The organism is Nonomuraea sp. NPDC059007, from assembly GCF_042740555.1.
Taxonomy (GTDB): domain Bacteria; phylum Actinomycetota; class Actinomycetes; order Streptosporangiales; family Streptosporangiaceae; genus Nonomuraea.
The window spans coordinates 143157-159593 of sequence record NZ_JBHYJD010000016.1 but is presented as its reverse complement, the minus strand read 5'-3'; the positions used below and the strand labels follow the sequence as shown (position 1 = coordinate 159593).

General features: G+C 71.1%; 15 protein-coding genes. 13 read left to right on the top strand and 2 right to left on the bottom strand.

The window, feature by feature from the left end:
• The first annotated feature begins 31 nt into the window (after positions 1-31).
• The 3 genes from ACFWY5_RS26670 to ACFWY5_RS26660 all read left to right on the top strand — a co-directional run bounded on the left by ACFWY5_RS26670 (position 32) and on the right by ACFWY5_RS26660 (position 2393).
• Entirely contained in the window at positions 32-691 is a 660-nt protein-coding gene (locus tag ACFWY5_RS26670; RefSeq protein ID WP_379613654.1) for a carbon monoxide dehydrogenase subunit G, read from the top strand.
• Between the two features lie 100 nt (positions 692-791).
• Complete coding sequence (locus ACFWY5_RS26665) at positions 792-1688, top strand: hypothetical protein (RefSeq protein ID WP_379613652.1); 897 nt, start codon at positions 792-794, stop codon at positions 1686-1688.
• A 36-nt stretch (positions 1689-1724) separates the two neighbouring features.
• A complete protein-coding gene (locus ACFWY5_RS26660; protein ID WP_379635064.1) occupies positions 1725-2393 on the top strand; it encodes a DsbA family protein in 669 nt (222 codons plus the stop codon).
• Here ACFWY5_RS26660 and ACFWY5_RS26655 read toward each other — a convergent pair.
• Positions 2390-3034, bottom strand: a complete 645-nt coding sequence (locus tag ACFWY5_RS26655; RefSeq protein ID WP_379635062.1) for a thymidine kinase — start codon at positions 3032-3034, stop codon at positions 2390-2392. The two genes, ACFWY5_RS26660 and ACFWY5_RS26655, sit on opposite strands and share 4 nt — an antisense overlap.
• A gap of 61 nt (positions 3035-3095) precedes the next feature.
• Here ACFWY5_RS26655 and ACFWY5_RS26650 point away from each other — a divergent pair, with 61 nt between their 5' ends.
• From ACFWY5_RS26650 to ACFWY5_RS26625, 6 genes are all read left to right on the top strand, one after another.
• On the top strand, positions 3096-3479 hold the full coding sequence (locus ACFWY5_RS26650; RefSeq protein WP_379613646.1) for a hypothetical protein: 384 nt from the start codon (positions 3096-3098) through the stop codon (positions 3477-3479).
• Positions 3480-3521: 42 nt separating this feature from the next.
• Positions 3522-5561 (top strand): hydantoinase/oxoprolinase family protein, encoded by a 2040-nt coding sequence (locus ACFWY5_RS26645; protein WP_379635060.1) that lies wholly within the window; start codon positions 3522-3524, stop codon positions 5559-5561.
• 3 nt (positions 5562-5564) lie between these two features.
• Complete coding sequence (locus ACFWY5_RS26640; RefSeq protein WP_379613642.1) at positions 5565-7376, top strand: hydantoinase B/oxoprolinase family protein; 1812 nt, start codon at positions 5565-5567, stop codon at positions 7374-7376.
• Positions 7377-7432: 56 nt separating this feature from the next.
• On the top strand, positions 7433-8326 hold the full coding sequence (locus ACFWY5_RS26635; RefSeq protein ID WP_379635058.1) for a Gfo/Idh/MocA family protein: 894 nt from the start codon (positions 7433-7435) through the stop codon (positions 8324-8326).
• A gap of 53 nt (positions 8327-8379) precedes the next feature.
• Positions 8380-9387: an NAD-dependent epimerase/dehydratase family protein gene (locus ACFWY5_RS26630; RefSeq protein WP_379613638.1), complete on the top strand. Its 1008-nt coding sequence runs from the start codon at positions 8380-8382 to the stop codon at positions 9385-9387.
• A gap of 65 nt (positions 9388-9452) precedes the next feature.
• On the top strand, positions 9453-10475 hold the full coding sequence (locus ACFWY5_RS26625; protein ID WP_379635056.1) for a dihydrodipicolinate synthase family protein: 1023 nt from the start codon (positions 9453-9455) through the stop codon (positions 10473-10475).
• A gap of 389 nt (positions 10476-10864) precedes the next feature.
• Here the strand turns inward: ACFWY5_RS26625 and ACFWY5_RS26620 are convergent, their stop codons facing one another.
• Positions 10865-12070, bottom strand: a complete 1206-nt coding sequence (locus tag ACFWY5_RS26620) for a hypothetical protein (RefSeq protein WP_379613634.1) — start codon at positions 12068-12070, stop codon at positions 10865-10867.
• Positions 12071-12138: 68 nt separating this feature from the next.
• On the opposite strand from ACFWY5_RS26620, the gene ACFWY5_RS26615 reads away from it, so the two are divergent.
• The 4 genes from ACFWY5_RS26615 to ACFWY5_RS26600 all read left to right on the top strand — a co-directional run bounded on the left by ACFWY5_RS26615 (position 12139) and on the right by ACFWY5_RS26600 (position 16420).
• The gene (locus tag ACFWY5_RS26615) at positions 12139-13269 is read left to right on the top strand and encodes a DegT/DnrJ/EryC1/StrS family aminotransferase (RefSeq protein ID WP_379635054.1); all 1131 of its coding nucleotides are present in this window, start codon (positions 12139-12141) and stop codon (positions 13267-13269) included.
• A gap of 110 nt (positions 13270-13379) precedes the next feature.
• The gene (locus ACFWY5_RS26610) at positions 13380-14633 is read left to right on the top strand and encodes an ABC transporter substrate-binding protein (RefSeq protein ID WP_379635052.1); all 1254 of its coding nucleotides are present in this window, start codon (positions 13380-13382) and stop codon (positions 14631-14633) included.
• 57 nt (positions 14634-14690) lie between these two features.
• Positions 14691-15557 carry a carbohydrate ABC transporter permease gene (locus ACFWY5_RS26605; RefSeq protein WP_379613628.1) on the top strand — a complete coding sequence of 289 codons (867 nt, stop codon included), beginning with the start codon at positions 14691-14693 and terminating at the stop codon, positions 15555-15557.
• Positions 15554-16420 (top strand): carbohydrate ABC transporter permease, encoded by an 867-nt coding sequence (locus tag ACFWY5_RS26600; RefSeq protein WP_379613626.1) that lies wholly within the window; start codon positions 15554-15556, stop codon positions 16418-16420. The genes ACFWY5_RS26605 and ACFWY5_RS26600 overlap by 4 nt, the downstream gene beginning before the upstream one ends.
• Positions 16421-16437: the final 17 nt, after the last annotated feature.

Below are 16437 nucleotides of genomic sequence, written 5' to 3'. Positions count from 1 at the left end.
GCGGAGGGGGGCGTGTGCCTAGAGTGGCCGTGTGAAGCTCGCAGGCAGTGCCGTGATCGGCATCGAGAGAGATCGTGTGTGGGCGGCGCTCCAGGATCCGGCGGTGCTGGTACGCACCATCCCGGGCTGTGAGCGCCTGGAGGAGAGCGGGCCGGACACCTACCGCATGACGGTTACCGCGGGCGTGGCCGCCATCAAAGGCGTGTACCACGGCGAAGTGGGGCTTTCTGAGCCGCTCGCGCCCGAGAGCTTCGTGCTGCGGGCCCGGGGGCAGGGCGCGCCCGGCACCGTGGACGCCACCGTGCACGTCCGGCTGAGCGAGGTCGAGGACGGCACCCGGGTCGACTACGACGCCGAGGCCGTGGTCGGCGGCATGATCGGCGGGGTCGGGCAGCGCATGCTCGGGTCGGTGGCCAAGCGGACGGCGGGGGAGTTCTTCACCGCCGTGGAGACCCACCTGCGCGAAGGCCCCACGCCCGCCGCGTCCGTGGTGCCGGCGTCGCCGGGCGATCCGGCGGCCCTCGTGCCCGCCGGTCCCCAGGTCTACGAACGGCCGGCCAAGGAGCACACGCAGACGCGCCCCTGGGTCATGCTGGCCTCGTTCGGCATGGGCGCCGGCATCGCCCTGACCGGCGTCGCGGTCGGCTGGCTCCTGGGCCGGGCCACCCGCCGCCGCCCCGGCCCGCCGTAACGGGAACCGCTGCTCGTCACGGTGGCGAGCCTGGCAAAGCGGGTGTCGTGGGCCGGGCCCGGCGTAGCGGAAAAGGATCTCCGGGCGTAGCGTTGCAAGTATGCGCCAGGCACATGCTGAAGACGCCAGGACCGAGGCCAGGCGAGTCGTCCGCAACCTGCTCGGCGAGGACCGGCCCACCGCCGAGATGCTCATCGGCGACGCGACCCCGGTACTCGGTCACGAGCGCACTTCCCGCTGCCTCGACCTGGCCCTCGGCGCGTCGCTGACCCGCCGCTCGGCGGAGCTGGCCGCGATCGCCGCGCTCCTGGTCGGCACCAGGGAACTCGGCGAGGCCTGGTGGTCGCAGACCAGGGGCGGCAAGCTGCCCGCGCCCGACGAGGTGCTGCGCACCGCCGTCGCCATCGAGCCGTGGACCGATCTCACGGCGCTGGAGATGCTCGGCGCCTGGATCGCCGACGACGCCGCCGACCAGCTGTGGGGCCGGCCCGTCGCCCAGGTCGACCTCAACTCCTGGCAGGCCGAGGACCGCTTCGACCTGCCCGACGGCGTGAAGCCCGGCCAGCGGCTCGTGGTGCACTTCGACGCCGGTGGCCGCCTGGACGCGGTGGTGACCCGGCGCCCCGACGACGACCTGGGCTCCAACCTGGACTTCCACTCGCTGCGCTACTCCCGCCCGGCGGAGGCGCAGTGGAGCTGGGGCGTGGCCGCCGGCCTCGGCCCCCACCACCTGCCCGGCGACTCACCCGACCCGTACGCCAGGAAGGTCGACCAGCGGGCCGTGGGCATCCTGCGGGCCTGGGCGCTGCGCCACGGCGTCGGCCAGGACCTTCTCGGACCGACGTGGGAGACGGTCGGGGACGTGGTCGCCGCGATCGAGCGGGTCGACTGGATGTGGCGCTCGGCCGAGTGGTTCGGCTGGTGGCGCGGGGCCTCCGCGCTGGTGGACGACTCGGGCTACCTGCCGTACCGGCTGGACGAACTGGCCGCCGGATAGGAATGCGGGGACGGGTCCCGCTGGTTGTCGTCGTACGTGAAAGTTGAGATTTTCTCCGACATCGTCTGCCCCTGGTGCTACATCGGGCACACCCGCTTCGCCCGCGCCGCCGAGGCCTACCGCGCCAAGGGCGGCACCGTCGAGATCACCATGCGCCCCTTCCAGCTGAACCCGGACGCGCCCGCCGAGGGCGAGCCGCTGCTCACCGCGCTGGAGCGCAAGTTCGGGCCTGACATCGCCCAGATGACCTCCCAGGTCACCGGCGTGGCCGAGCAGGAGGGCCTGGAGCTGCGCTTCGACCACGCCGTCAGCGCCAACACCGCCCAGGCGCACCGCCTCATCCAGGTCGCCACCGCCCAGGGCCGGGGCGAGGAGATGGCGCGGCGGCTGTTCCAGGCCCACTTCACCGACGGGCTCGACGTCGGCGACACCGAGGTGCTGGCCAAGCTGGCCGCCGAGGCGGGCGTCACCGACGACGGCGACGGCTCGGCCGAGGTGGACGAGCAGCTCGCGCGGGCCCGGCAGCTCGGGATAAGCGGGGTGCCGCTCTTCCTGTTCGAGGGGCAGTTCGCGGTCTCGGGGGCGCAGCCGTACGAGACGTTCGTCGCGGCGCTGGAGGAGGTGGCCGAGCGGACGGGGCAGAAGCCCATCACGGTGCTGGCCGCGCCCGCCGACGGCTGCGCCGACGACAGCTGCGCGGTCTAGAGGCCCCGCAGCGGCTCGCCCAGGTCGCCCGCGCGGTGGTGGCGGCGGCACAGCACCTGGTAGCGGACGGGTGAGGCGGCGGTGTCGCCGATGACGACCTGCTCGCCGGTACGGGCCATCACGCCGCCCACCACCCGGGCGTTGAGCTGGCCCGGCCGCCCGCACCAGCACAGGACCTCCACCTGGAGCCTGCTCACCTCGTCGGCCAGCTCGAACAACCGCTGCGCCGCAGGGAACATCACCGACCGGAAGTCGGAGGCCAGGCCGAAGGCGTACACGTCGACGCGGTGCTCGTCCACGAGGTCGGCCAGCTGCTCGATCTGCTCGACAGAGTAGAAGCACGCCTCGTCGCAGATGAGGTAGTCGATGCGGTCGTGCGCGGTGACCAGGGCGACCAGGTCGAGGCCGTCCTCGACCTCGATGGCCTCAAGTCCGAGCCCGATCCTGCTGGTCACCTTGGGCCCGCCGGAGCGGTCGTGCTTGGTGAGCACGAGCCCGCGCCGCCCCTGCCTGCCGTGGTTGTAGTTCAGCTGCAGGGCGAGTGTGGACTTCCCGCAGTCCATGGGCCCGAAGTAGAACTTCAGCACGGCATCACGGCCGGCGGCGGAGGGCGCGGCAGACAGAGCAGACGATTCGGTCACGGAGTGCCACCTTAGTGGTTGGCTTATGGGAGATTTGTCCCAAGAGCCTCAGGAGGACGCCTTGGTCACAGAGAAGCCCGCAGAAAAGCCGCCCGCACTGGACGCCATGATGAGTCCCGACGACCTCACCGCCGCCCAGGCGGACGCCGCCCGCTGGCGCTACGGGTTCTTCGTGGTGGTGACCGGCATCATCGCGGTCCTCATCGCCTTCGGGGCGGCGGTCTTCGCCACCAAGGAGTTCGCCGCGCTGTTCGCGGGCGTGGCCGGGGTGGTCGGCACGATCATCGGCGCCTACTTCGGCGTGCAGGCCGGCCAGTCGGGCAAGGCGCGCGTCGAGGCCGAGCTGTCGAAGTCCCAGGAGATGGTCGTACGGCTGGCCGCCTACGTGGGCACGCAGAACGCGCCACGTGTTATTGACGAAGTTCTGGGCCGGCGCCGTACATGATGGCAATCCGTCTGTTATCCGAGCCCAGTACACATATGAAGCATGCGTAGCGTGCGTATCGGAGTCGACACCGGAGGCACGTTCACCGACGTCGTGGCGGTGGACGAGCGTACCGGTGAGGTCGTCACCACGAAGACGCCCTCGACCCCGGCCAACCCGGCCGACGGGTTCATCACGGGCATCGAGAAGCTGGGCGAGTTCGACGTCAGCTCGATCGTCCACGGCACCACCGTGGCCACCAACCAGCTGCTCGAAGACCGCATCTCCGAGCTGGGCTTCATCACGACCGAGGGCTTCGAGTACGTCCTGGAGATCGCCCGGCAGAGCGTGCCCGACGGGTACGGCAACTCCTACTTCTGGGTCAAGCCGCCCAGGATCGTGCCCGTGCACCTGGTGAAGACCGTCGGCGGGCGCCTGGACCACCTCGGCGAGGAGGTGCGGCCGTTCTCCGAGGAGCAGGCGGCCGAGGCGGCGCGCTGGTTCCGGTCCAAGGGGATCACCGCGATCGGCGTCTGCTTCCTGCACTCCTACGCCAACCCCGAGCACGAGCGGCGCATGCGCGAGGTGCTGGAGCGCGAGCACCCCGAGGCGGTGGTCTCGATCTCCAGCGACGTGCTGCGGGAGTACCGCGAGTACGAGCGCTCGGTCACCACGCTGGTCGACGCCGCGGTCAAGCCCGCCATGCGGCGCTACATCGCCAACCTCGCCGACCGGCTCGGCATGCCGTTCTCGGTGATGAAGTCCAACGGCGGCATCCTGTCGGCCCGCGAGGTCGTCAACCAGCCGATCACCACGGTGCTGTCGGGACCGGCCGCCGGCGCCCTCGGCGCCGCGCTCATCGCCTCCACCGCGGGCCACCCGTCGGTCATCACGCTGGACGGCGGCGGCACCTCCACCGACGTCGCCGTCGTCATCGACGGCGAGCCCTCGACCACCACCGAGGGCTCCATCGGCCGTTACCCGTGCAAGATCCCGATGATCGACATCGTCACGGTCGGCGCGGGCGGCGGCTCGGTCGCCTGGATCTCGCCCGAGGGCACGCTCAAGGTCGGCCCGCGCTCGGCCGGCGCCGACCCGGGCCCGCTCTGCTACGGCAGGGGCGGCGCCGAGGTCACCGTCACCGACGCGCACGTCTACCTCGGCCGCATCCCGCCCCACCTGCTCGGCGGCGAGATCCCGCTGGACGCGGCGGCCGCCCGCGCCGGCATCGAGGACCTCGCCGACAAGCTCGGCCTCAGCCCCGAGCGGACCGCGACCGGCATCCTGGAGATCAGCGCCTTCAACCAGAGCAACGCCATCCGGCGCCTGACCGTGAAGCGCGGCCTGGACGTGCGCGACTTCCCGCTGGTGACGTTCGGCGGCTCCGGCCCGCTGCTGGCCTGCCGCCTCATCGACATCCTGGGCCTGCCCGCGGTGCTCGTACCGCCGGGGCCCGGCAACGTCTCCGCCTTCGGCCTGCTCACCGTGGACGTCAAGAACGACTACGTCCGCACGCACGTCACGCGCTCGCTCGACCTGGAGACGGCCGCGCGGATCTTCGGCGAGCTGGAGTCTACGGCCGCCGAGGCGCTGGACCGCGAGGGCTTCGACGACCCCGTCCACGCGCGCAGCGCCGACCTGCGCTACTACGGCCAGGCCTACGAGGTCCGGGTCCACGCCCCGCCGGGCGAGGTGGACGAGGGGTGGCGCGCCGAGGTGACCGCGCGCTTCCACGACGCCCACGAGAAGTTGTACGGCTACGCCTACCGCGACGACCCCCGGCACACGGTCGAATGGGTCAACCTGCGCGTCTCCGGCATCGGCCCCATCACCCGCCCGGCCATCCGCCGCCTCGAAGGCGACGTCCCCGAGGGCGAGCCGCACACCAGAGCGGTGCACTTCGACCATCCCACCCCCGAGACCCCCATCCACCAGCGCGCGGAACTGGCCCCCGGCGCCGTGGTCGAGGGCCCCGCGGTCATCGAGGAGTACGGCTCCACGATCCCCGTCCACCCCGGCTTCCACGCCGAGGTCGACCCCTTCGGCAACCTGGTGATCCGCCCCGGCAAGCCGGAACCCGCCGCCGACGAGGAGGGTGAGTAACCCATGAGCGCCGACCCGATCCTCATCGAGATCGTCGAAGGCACGCTGGCCTCGGTGGAGCGGGAGGTCGAGACCGCGATCGCGCGCACGGCCCGCTCGCCGATGATCCGCGACGCGCACGACTTCCGCGCCGGCATCCACGACGTGCGGCTCAGGAAGCTCACCGGCCGCTCCTACAGCGCCCTCGTCCAGCCCGTCGTCAGGGACTTCCCCGCAGAGACGATGAAGGAGGGCGACGTCTACTTCCACAACGACGTCTACCTCTCGGAAGGCGGCATCGGCCACCTGCCCGACCTGTGCGTGACCGTCCCGGTCTTCCACGAGGGCGAGGTCGTCGCGTTCGTCCAGGCCTTCGGCCACCACGACGACATCGGCGGCTCGGTGCCCGGCAGCATGCCCTCCCACGCGCGCAGCGTCTTCGAAGAGGGCCTGATGGTGCCGCCGATCAAGCTCTGGGACCAGGGCGTGCCCAACGAGGCCGCGCTGCGCATCATGACCCGTAACTCCCGCATGCCCGACTCGCTCGCCGGCGACCTGGACGCCGAGTGCTCGGCCTGCCTCATGGGCGCGCGCCGCCTCTCCGAGCTCTTCCAGAGGTACGGCAGGGCCGCCGTCGAGGAGTGCTTCGACGCGATCATCTCCAAGACCACCGAGACCTTCCGCCGCGAGCTCCTGGCCAAGATCCCCGAAGGCGTCTACGTCTGGGAGGACTACGCCGAGCACGACGGCGTCGACGAGCCGCGCCTGCACGCCCAGCGCATCACGCTGACCGTCGACCACGCCAGGCCCGCGCCGCTGACCATCGACTTCACCGGCACCTCGCCGCAGGCCAAGGGACCGATCAACCACGCCGGCGACTACGCCGACGGGGTGTTCCTGAAGAAGTGGCTGGCCCCGGTCCTGCGCAACCTGGCCGACACCCCGGAGCGCATGGCCGAGCTGGACGTCAACGAGGGCGTGGTGCCGCTCATCGAGATGCGCTTCCCCGGCAAGGGCACCCTGCTCACGCCCGTCTTCCCGGCGCCGACCAACGCCCGCACGTTCGTCATCCTGCGGCTGCTGGGCGTGCTGGCCGGGGTGCTGGCCAAGGCCACCCAGGGCAGGATGCCGGCCGACCAGGAGACCATCCGCTACACCGGTGTCCACGGGCTGGACGGGGAGGGCCGGCCGTACCTGATGCGGGAGGTTCTCGGCGGCGGCTCCGGCGGGCGGTGGTACGCCGACGGCGAGGACACCATCCACGTGGTGCCCGACTCGCGCAACATCCCGGTGGAGTTCGCCGAGGCGCGCTGGCCGTTCCGGGTGGAGCGGCTGGCGCTGGCGTGCGACTCGGGCGGGCCCGGCATGTACCGGGGCGGGCTCGGCTACGACAAGCACATCAGGATGCTGCGCGACGCCTCCTACATGTCGATCGCCGACCGTTCGATCCTGTCCTGCTGGGGCGTCAACGGAGGGCTGGCCGGGCGGCCGTTCCGCGTGGAGGTCGCCGGCAAGGAGATGGAGGGGCTGGTGGACGACCATCCGGTGCAGGCCGGCGAGGTCGTCCGCATCCGTACCACGGGCGGCGGCGGGTGGGGCTCGCCCTACGACCGCGATCCCCGGGCGGTGGCCGCGGACGTGCGCGACGGGAAGGTCTCCATCGCGGGCGCGCTCGGCGACTACGGTGTGGTGCTCGACGGTGACCGCATCGACGAGCAGGGCACGGCGGAGCTGCGCGCCCGGCTGCGCCCGGCGAACGGCCGTTTCTTCGACCGCGGGCCCGGCTACGCGCGGCTGTCGGGCGGCAGGCCGGCGCCGGACGTCGACGAACTGTAACGCAGGGTAGGTGCCATGATTTCCCCCATTCGTGGAAACGATGGGGAGGAATCACCATGCGGATCGCACTCGCCGGTCTGGCCACCAGTCACCCGTACACCGACGCCAGGACCCTGGCGCGCCATGCCGAGCTGACCGTCTGGGAGCAGGATCCGGAGCGCCTGGCGCGGTTCGTGGAGGAGCATCCGCGGGCCAAGGTCGCGGGCGGCCTTGAGGAACTGCTGGCCGCGGAGCCGGACGGGGTCGTGCTCACCGTGCCGAACCCGCAGGCGCCGGCGGCGCTGGGCGCGGTGCTGCGGACCGGGGCGCCGGTCTTCATGAACAAGCCGGCCGCCGCCTCCAGGGAGCAGCTGGAGGCCCTGGACCGGCTGGACATCACCGACCGGGTGCTGTCGACGTCGGTGCTGCGCTTCGCGCCCGCCTTCGCGGGGGCGCGCGTGGATCCGGCGGAGGTGCTGGCGGTGCGGGCCACCGTACGGCACGACGTGGGGATCTGGGCGACGGGCTACAACCCGTGGCAGGACACGCCCGGCCAGGGCGGCGGGACCATGGTGACGATGGGCGTGCACGGGGTGGAGCTGCTGGTCGCGCTGCTCGGTCCCGAGGTACGGCTGGCCGGCGCGGCCGGTGCCGTACGCCACTACGAGGGCCTGCGCTCGGAGGACACCGGTGTGATGGCGCTGCGCTGGGGGAGCGGGATCACCGGCACCGTGGAGATCATCGGGGTCTCCGAGGACGAGGCGTACACCGTCACCGTCCACACCCGCGACGGCTCCAGGGAGATCGCCATCGAGGCGGGCGAGGACCACCTGAAGGGTCTCGGGTACGAGGGGACGGTCAACGCGTTCCTGGACATGGTCGCCGGCGCGCCCAGCCCGGTGCCGTGGGAGCAGACCCGCGCCATCCTCGAAGTGCTGATTTCGGCGCGCGAAGCGGTCCCTACCCATTGACAGGGCGAGACTCCGATAGTTACGGTCTGGACCGTAAATGAGAGGAGTTCGGGGTGCGGACGGTATCGGAGCTCGAAGAGCGGCTGGCGCGACCGAGCGCGGGGCTCGTCGACGACCTGGCCAGGCTCGACGGCGACATCATGATCCTGGGTGCGGGCGGCAAGCTGGGCCCCAGCCTGGTCAGGCTGGCTCTCAACGCCACGCGGGGCGGCAAGCGCGTGGTGGCGGTGTCCAGGTTCTCCGAGCCCGGCCTGGCCGACGCGCTGACCGCGGAGGGCGCCACCGTGGTCAGCGCCGACGTGGCCGACGAGGCCGCGCTGCGCGACCTGCCCGACGTCGAGAACGTGGTCTTCCTGGTCGGCGCCAAGTTCGGCACCCAGGGCGCCGAGCACGCGACCTGGTTCACCAACTCCTACCTGCCCGGCCGGGTCGCCGACCGGTTCAGGCACAGCAGGATCGCCGCCCTGTCCACCGGCAACGTCTACCCGCTCACGCCCGTCACCAGCGGCGGCGCGACCGAGGAGACCAAGCCCGGCCCGGTCGGCGAGTACGCGATGAGCTGCCTCGGCCGCGAGCGCGTCATGGAGCACTTCAGCGAGAAGTACGGCACCCGCCTGGCCCTCATCCGGCTCAACTACGCGGTCGAGATGCGGTACGGCGTGCTCGTCGACCTGGCGCAGAAGATCGTCGCCGGTGAGCCCATCGACCTGGCCACCGGGCAGGTCAACGTCGTCTGGCAGGGCTACGCCAACGAGGTGACGCTCCGGGCGCTGCTGCACGCGGACGCTCCGCCGTACCTGCTGAACCTGACCGGACCCGAGCTGATCTCGGTGCGGCAGGCGGCGCGGGACCTCGGCCGCGCGATCGGCAAGGAGCCGATCCTCGTCGGCGAGGAGGCGCCCACCGCGCTGCTGTCGAACGCGGGCAAGTGCCACCGCCTGTACGGCTACCCGGAGCTGACGCCGGCCGAGCTGATCGAGCACACGGCGCGCTGGGTGTCCGAGGGCGGGCCGCTGCTCGGCAAGCCGACCAAGTTCGAGCGGCGCGACGGCCGGTTCTGATCAGCATGCTCTTCGACCAAGGGGGAAATCACGTGCTCAGCACGGCTCCAGACGCTCATACGTCCGTGCGTGACCTGTTCAGGCGCGGCCTGGTCATCCCGGCGCACCCGCTCGCGCTGGACGCGGGCAGGAAGCTCGACGAGCGTCGCCAGCGGGCGCTGACCCGCTACTACGTGGACGCGGGCGCGGGCGGGCTGGCCGTGGGCGTGCACACCACGCAGTTCGCCATCCACGGCACGCCGCTGCTGGCGCCGGTGCTGGAGCTGGCCGCGGAGACCTCGCGCGAGGCGGGACGGGAGGTCGTGCTGGTCGCCGGGGCGACCGGGCCGACCGCGCAGGCCGTGGCCGAGGCCGAGCTGGCCAGGACGCTGGGCTACCACATGGTCCTGCTCAGCCCCTACGCCGAGCTGGACGAGGACGCGCTCATCGAGCGGGCGCGGGCGGTCGGCGAGGTGCTGCCGGTGATCGGCTTCTACCTGCAGCCCGCCGTGGGCGGCCGGACGTTGTCCAGGGACTTCTGGACCCGCCTGGCCGGCGTCGAATCCGTCGTCGGGATCAAGGTCGCGCCCTTCGACCGCTATCGGACCCTCGACGTGTTGCACGGTGTGGTCAGGGCAGGGCGCTCCGACGAAGTGGCGCTCTACACCGGCAACGACGACCACATCCTGGCCGACCTCATCACCCCTCACCGGGTCATCGTGGACGGGCGCGAGGTCGAGGTCGAGTTCGTCGGCGGGCTGCTCGGGCAGTGGGCGGTGTGGGTGCGCAAGGCCGTCGGCCTGCTGGAGGAGGCGCGGCGGGCGCGCGGCGGTGACGACGAGGCGGTACGCCGCCTGCTGAGCCTCGACGGCCACCTGACCGACGCGAACGCGGCCATCTTCGACTCGGCGAACGGGTTCCACGGGTGCATTCCGGGCATCCACGAGATCCTGCGGCGGCAGGGGCTGCTGGCCGGGCGCTGGTGCCTGGACCCGGAGGAGGACCTGTCGCCGGGGCAGCTCGCCGAGATCGACCGGGTGTGGGCGGCCTACCCGTGGCTGCGGGACGACGAGTTCGTGGCCGAGGGCCTGGACCGGTGGCTCTCCTAGAGAACGACCCCGAGCCCCGGCGCCGCCTCCCGGCACCGGGGCTCCACCACGCCCACCCCCCAAAGCCCTCCACCCGAGTGCTGACCTCCCTCGGGCTGACATCCGGTGGGTTGACCTCCTGGGGGTTGACCACCCGTGGGTTGACCTCCTGGGGGTTGACATCCTCCGGGCTGACCTCCTGGGGGCTGACCTCCTGGGGGCTGACATCCTCCGGGCTGACCTCCTGGGGCCGGACATCCCGGGCTCGGACATCCCGGGGTCGGGCATCCCGTGGGTTGACCTCCTGGGGTATGACCGCCCGAGGGCTGACCTCCCGGGGTCGGACATCCTCCGGGGTGACATCCCCGGGGGTGACATACCCGGGGCTGACAGCCCGTGGGTTGAGGGCGCTACAGGGTGAGGCGGTAGAGGGTGAGGGGGCGGCCGCTGCTGCCGCTGGTGAGGTTGCCGGTGCGTTCGGCCAGGCCCGCGAGCTCCAGCCGGTGCAGCATCCTGCGCGCGGTCCGCTGCTGTACGGCCAGCCGCTCCGCGATCTCCCGCGTGGTCAGCGGCTCACCCCCGGAGGCGTCCCGCGCCTCCAGCAGCCGCTCCAGGGTGGGCACCGACAGCCCGACCCGCCGGGCCAGCACGGACAGGTTCTGCTCACCGGCCGGCGTGCTGGTCACCGACTCCAGCACGATGTCGGTGTCGGCCCGCAGCGACAGCACCGCCGCCACGTCCCCGATCCGCCGGGCGCGGGCGAGGGCCCGGCGCGCCAGGCTCTCCGCCTCGGCGGCGCTGCGTCCGAGGCCGAACCCGACCCGCACCCCCCGGCCGCCCGCCGCCAGCCGCCCGAGCATGGGCAGCCCGGTGAACCCGCCGGTGGCGTCGTACAGCGGGCCGCGGGTGGTCACCAGCAGATGGGTGCCGCCCCGGAACCCGGCCAGCGTGCCGCCGAGCGCGGTGGCCTCGCGCAGCAGCCCGTCCTCTCCGTCCACGTCGATGAGCCCGAGCGCGATCTGCGCGTCCTCCCGCTCCTGCCCTTCCGCGGTCAGCAGGAGCTGGCGCAGCGCCACCCGCACCGAGTGCACCGACGGCGCCAGCCGCAGCACGTGCATCTCCCCGCGCAGCGCCTCGTGCACCGAGCTGAGGCAGGTGATCACCGGGTGGCCGGGCCCGCGCCGGTGGAAGGCGATGGCCTTCTTGGAGGTCATCTCCGGCCGGTAGCCGAGCGTGCGCAGCTGGTCGGTGGGCAGTCCCGCCTCGGTGAACGTGGCGGTGACGTCGGCGGGCGCGAGCGTGTCGATGGACAGCCGGGTGACGTCGTAGCCTTCGTGCTGCAGCCGTACCAGGCCGCTGAGCAGCGTGGCGCCGGAGTAGTCCACGAACGAGGCGGGCCGCGAGAGCATGTCGGCGTCGCGGGCCAGCATGTACGGGACGATGCCGGTGAACAGCCAGCCCTCCACGGCGTTGGCGTGGGCCTCGACGATGGCGGGGGCCTGCGACTCGTGGTCGTAGTCGAGCCGCAGCGCGCTCACCCCGGGCTGCTCCTCGCAGGTGGCCGCGACGTCGTCGACCAGATCATGCGGGCCGACGACCCCGATGACGATACCCACCCTCGCCTCCTTCTTCACTATTACGGTCAAGACCGAAAGGTTAACTTGTGACTCTCAAGTTTCCAAGCATGGCCGAATCCGCCGGCCGTACCCTCGGTGACGAGGAGATCGCGGCGCTGGAGCGGGTGATCCGTTCCGGCATGCTCAGCTCCGTCTGGGGGACGGAGGTGCGCGCGCTCGAAGCCGAGGTCGCGCGGATGTACGGCTCCCGCCACGCCATCGCGTGCAGCTCCGGCACGGCGGCCCTCCATCTCTCGGTCGTGGCGGCCGCACCGGACCCCGGGGACGAGATCATCACGACACCGATCACGGACTTCGGCACGGTGGCCCCCATCTTGGCGCAGAACGCCGTCCCTGTCTTCGCCGACGTGGACCCCTCCACCGGCATTCTCGATCCCGGTTCCGTCGCCGGTCTCATCGGCCCCCGCACCCGCGCGATCATGGTGGTCCACCTGTTCGGCGCCCCGGCCCCGATGGCCGAGTTCCGCGCGCTGGCCGACGAGCACGGCCTGGCCCTCATCGAGGACTGCGCCCAGGCGTGGCTGGCCGAACTGCCCGGCGGCCGGTACGCGGGCACCGCGGGCGACGTCGGCACCCTGAGCCTGCAGCAGTGGAAGCACATCACCAGCGGCGACGGCGGCCTGACCCTCACCGACGACGACGAGCTGGCCAGGCGCATGCGCCTGTTCGCCGACAAGGGCTGGGACCGCGCCCGCGGCCGCTCCCACGAGAGCCTCGGCCTCAACTACCGGATGACCGAACTGCAGGGCGCGGTGGCCCGTGCCCAGCTGGCCAAGCTGCCCGGCGTGCTGGCCGACCGGCGGCGCACCGCCGTACAGCTGATCGAAGATCTCAAGGGCCTGGATCGAGTACGGCTGCCGCGCCCCGGCGGTCACGCGTGGTGGTTGTTCCCGCTCGTCCTCCCCGGCGGCGAGGCCCGCGAGGTGGCGGAGAAGCTGCGCGGGGACGGGATTCCGGCACGGGCCGGATACCTCAATCAGACCCTCAATCACGCGCCGGTCCTCAATGCCCCCCTGTACGGGAGCTCGCGCTACCCGCTGGAGGGCTACCGGGCCGCCACCTGCCCCGAGGCCGAGCGGCTGGTCGGCGATACGCTCCTGGTCATCGACTGGAACGAGAACTACACCGGCGAGCACGTGGCCGCGATCTCCGCGAGCGTGCGGGCGCACTGCCGGTGACCGATATCCCGGAGGGCCGCCTAGTTACGGTCATGTATCAGGCATTGACCCCCTGTTCTCCCGATCGCTAGGTTTCGGTCTAGACCGGTATTACGAAGAAAGGAAGGCCCATGAGGAAGGTAGCGGTAGCCGGCCTCGCGGCCGCCTTGGGAGTGACGCTCGCCGGATGCGGTGGATCCGATGGCGGATCCGACAGCGGCAAGAGCACGGTGACGATGTGGATGTACCCCGTCATCGACGACCAGGCCAAGAGCAAGGCGTTCTGGGACAAGGTCGAGAAGGACTTCGAGGCCAAGAACGCGGGCATCGACGTCAAGATCGAGCAGCAGCCCTGGGACGGCCGCCAGCAGAAGGTGACGGCGGCGCTGGCCTCCAAGAAGGGATTCGACCTGGTTCTGCTGGGCCCCGACCAGATCCCGCAGTACGTCAAGCAGGGCACCGTCGCCCCCGTCGACGACGCGATCGCCGCCGACAAGGCGTCGTTCCGCCCCAACGCGCTGACCGCGCTGAGCGTCGACGGCAAGCTCTACGGCGTCCCGATCTACCAGACGATCACGGCGCCCATCTGGAACAAGAAGCTGCTCACCGACGCCGGTGTCACCGAAGTGCCCACGACCTGGGACGAGGTGCTGGCCGCCGCGCCGAAGCTGGCCGCCAAGAAGACGCCGATCCTGCTCTACCCCGGCGCCCCCGAGACGTCGCTCAACCTCAGCTTCTACCCGATCCTGTGGGCCAACGGCGGCACCGTCTTCTCCGCCGACGGCAAGAAGGCCGCCTTCAACGGCCCCGAGGGCGTCAAGTCGCTGCAGTTCCTGCTCGACCTGCAGAAGGCCGGCGGCCTGCCGGCGAACGCGGCGACGCTGGCCAACGTGATCGAGGGCAGCCCGCTGGCCCAGGGCAAGGTCGCCATGTACCACTCCGCCGCCCCCATCGGCGCCACGCAGCTCGGCGCGGGCGTCGGCGAGGAGAACGTGGTCGTCGGGGGCCCGCTCGAGGGCGCCAAGAAGGTGGCCTTCGGCATCCCCGGCGGCGTCGTGCTGGCCAAGGCGTCCAAGGTCGCCGACGCGGCCAAGAAGTTCGCCGCCTACCTGGGCTCGGCCGAGGTCGCGACCCGGCTCGCCACCGAGTCCGGCTTCTTCACCGCCCGCACCGACGCCTCGCCGGCGAGCACGTCGCCGCTGGCCAAGGAGTTCGAGAAGTCGCTGGAGTTCGCCTTCCCCGGTGACACGCACCCGGCCGCCCGCCAGGTGATGACCGCGCTCGCGCCGGAGATCCAGTCGGCGCTGCAGGGCAAGAAGACCGCCCAGCAGGCGCTCGACGACGCCGCCAAGCTGGTCGACGACCAGCTCGCGGCCGCGGGCTGACGTACTCGGGGAGGCCGCCGCGCGGCCTCCCCACCCCTTCGCGAAAGGCGTGAACCTGTGCGACACCGGCTGCGCGACCCCATCACCGGGTTGCTGTTCGTCCTGCCGATGCTCGTGCTCTTCGTGATCTTCCGGTTCGTTCCGTCGCTGGGCGCGGCGGGCTTGAGCGTGACGGACTACCAGCTCGACGGGAGCTGGAGCTTCGTCGGCGTGACCAACTACGCCCGGCTCTTCGACGATCCGATCTTCATGGGAGCGCTGCGCGTCACGATCGTCTACGTGGCGATCTACGTTCCGCTGACCCTGCTCGTCTCGCTCGGCACGGCGCTGCTGCTGAACTCCGTCATCTTCATGAAGGGGATCTTCCGGAGCGCGCTGTTCCTGCCCTACGTGACCAGCTTCGTGTTCGCCGGCGTGATCTGGCGGTGGATGTACGAGTTTGATGGCTTCATCAACGGACTGCTCGCCAAGATCGATCTGGGTCCCGTCGGCTTCCTCGACGACACCGCGCTGGTGCTGCCCGCGCTGGCCACGGTCTCGGTGTGGAAGGGCTTCGGCTACTCGATGCTCATCCTGCTGGCCGGGCTGAAGTCGATCCCGGCCTCGTACCTGGAGGCCGCGCGCGTCGACGGCGCCAACGCCTGGCAGCGCTTCCGCAGCATCGTGCTGCCACTGCTGCGCCCCGCGCTGTTCTTCGTGATCGTCATCGAGACGATCGGGGCGTTCCAGGCCTTCGACGTCATCTACGTGATGACCGGCGGCGGGCCGTCGCGGGCCAGCTACAACCTCATCTACGCGCTCTACGACCAGGGCTTCGGGAACTTCAACGTGGCGTACGCGGCCACGATCGGCATCGTGCTGTTCGTCCTGGTCTTCATCGTCTCGATGATCCAGCGCCGCCTGCTCGATCGGAGCAACACATGACGATGACCGAGACCAAGCCGGTGACGGCGGCGCCCGCGCGGGCCGCCAAGCCCCGGCGCAGGACCGGCCGGCAGTGGCCGTTCGCCCTCCTGCTCGGGCTCGTCGCCGTGCTCACCGTCAGCCCGTTCCTGCTGATGCTGGTGCTGGCGCTCAGCCCCAAGAACGAGCCGACCCTGCCGCACCAGTGGCCGGACGCGCTCACGCTGGACAACCTGGTCACGAACCTGACCTCCTCCGGCTTCCTCGGCTGGACGCTCAACTCCTTCATCTACGCCGCCGTCTCCGTGGTCATCATCCTGCTGACCGCCTCCATGGCCGGCTACGCCTTCGCCAAGAAGCGCTTCCCCGGCCGCGACGCGCTGATGTGGGCGTTCCTGGCGACGATGATGGTGCCCTTCCAGGCCACGCTGATCCCGTTGTTCATCCTGATCTCCGACCTGAACGGCGCGGACACCTTCTGGGGGCTGATCGTGCCCACGCTGGCCAACTCCCAGGCCGTGTTCCTCATGCGGCAGTTCATCCGCGACCTGCCCGACGAACTGTTCGAGGCCGCCAAGGTGGACGGCGCCCCGGAATGGCGCATCTACCTGCAGATCGTGGTGCCCCTCACCAAGCCGATCCTGGCCACGCTGGGCGTCTTCGTCTTCCTGTGGCACTGGAACGACTTCCTGTGGCCGCTCGTGGCGACCAGCAGCGAGGAGATGCGCACGCTCACCGTCGGCCTGTCCACGCTGCGCGGCGAGCAGTTCCCGCAGTCGATGGAGATGGCCGCCGCGGCGATCTCGGTGGTGCCCTGCCTGGCCGTCTTCTTCCTGCTGCAGCGCTACCTCGTCAACAGCATCGCGATGACCGGGTTGAAGTAACCCTTAGGCTGGTTCGA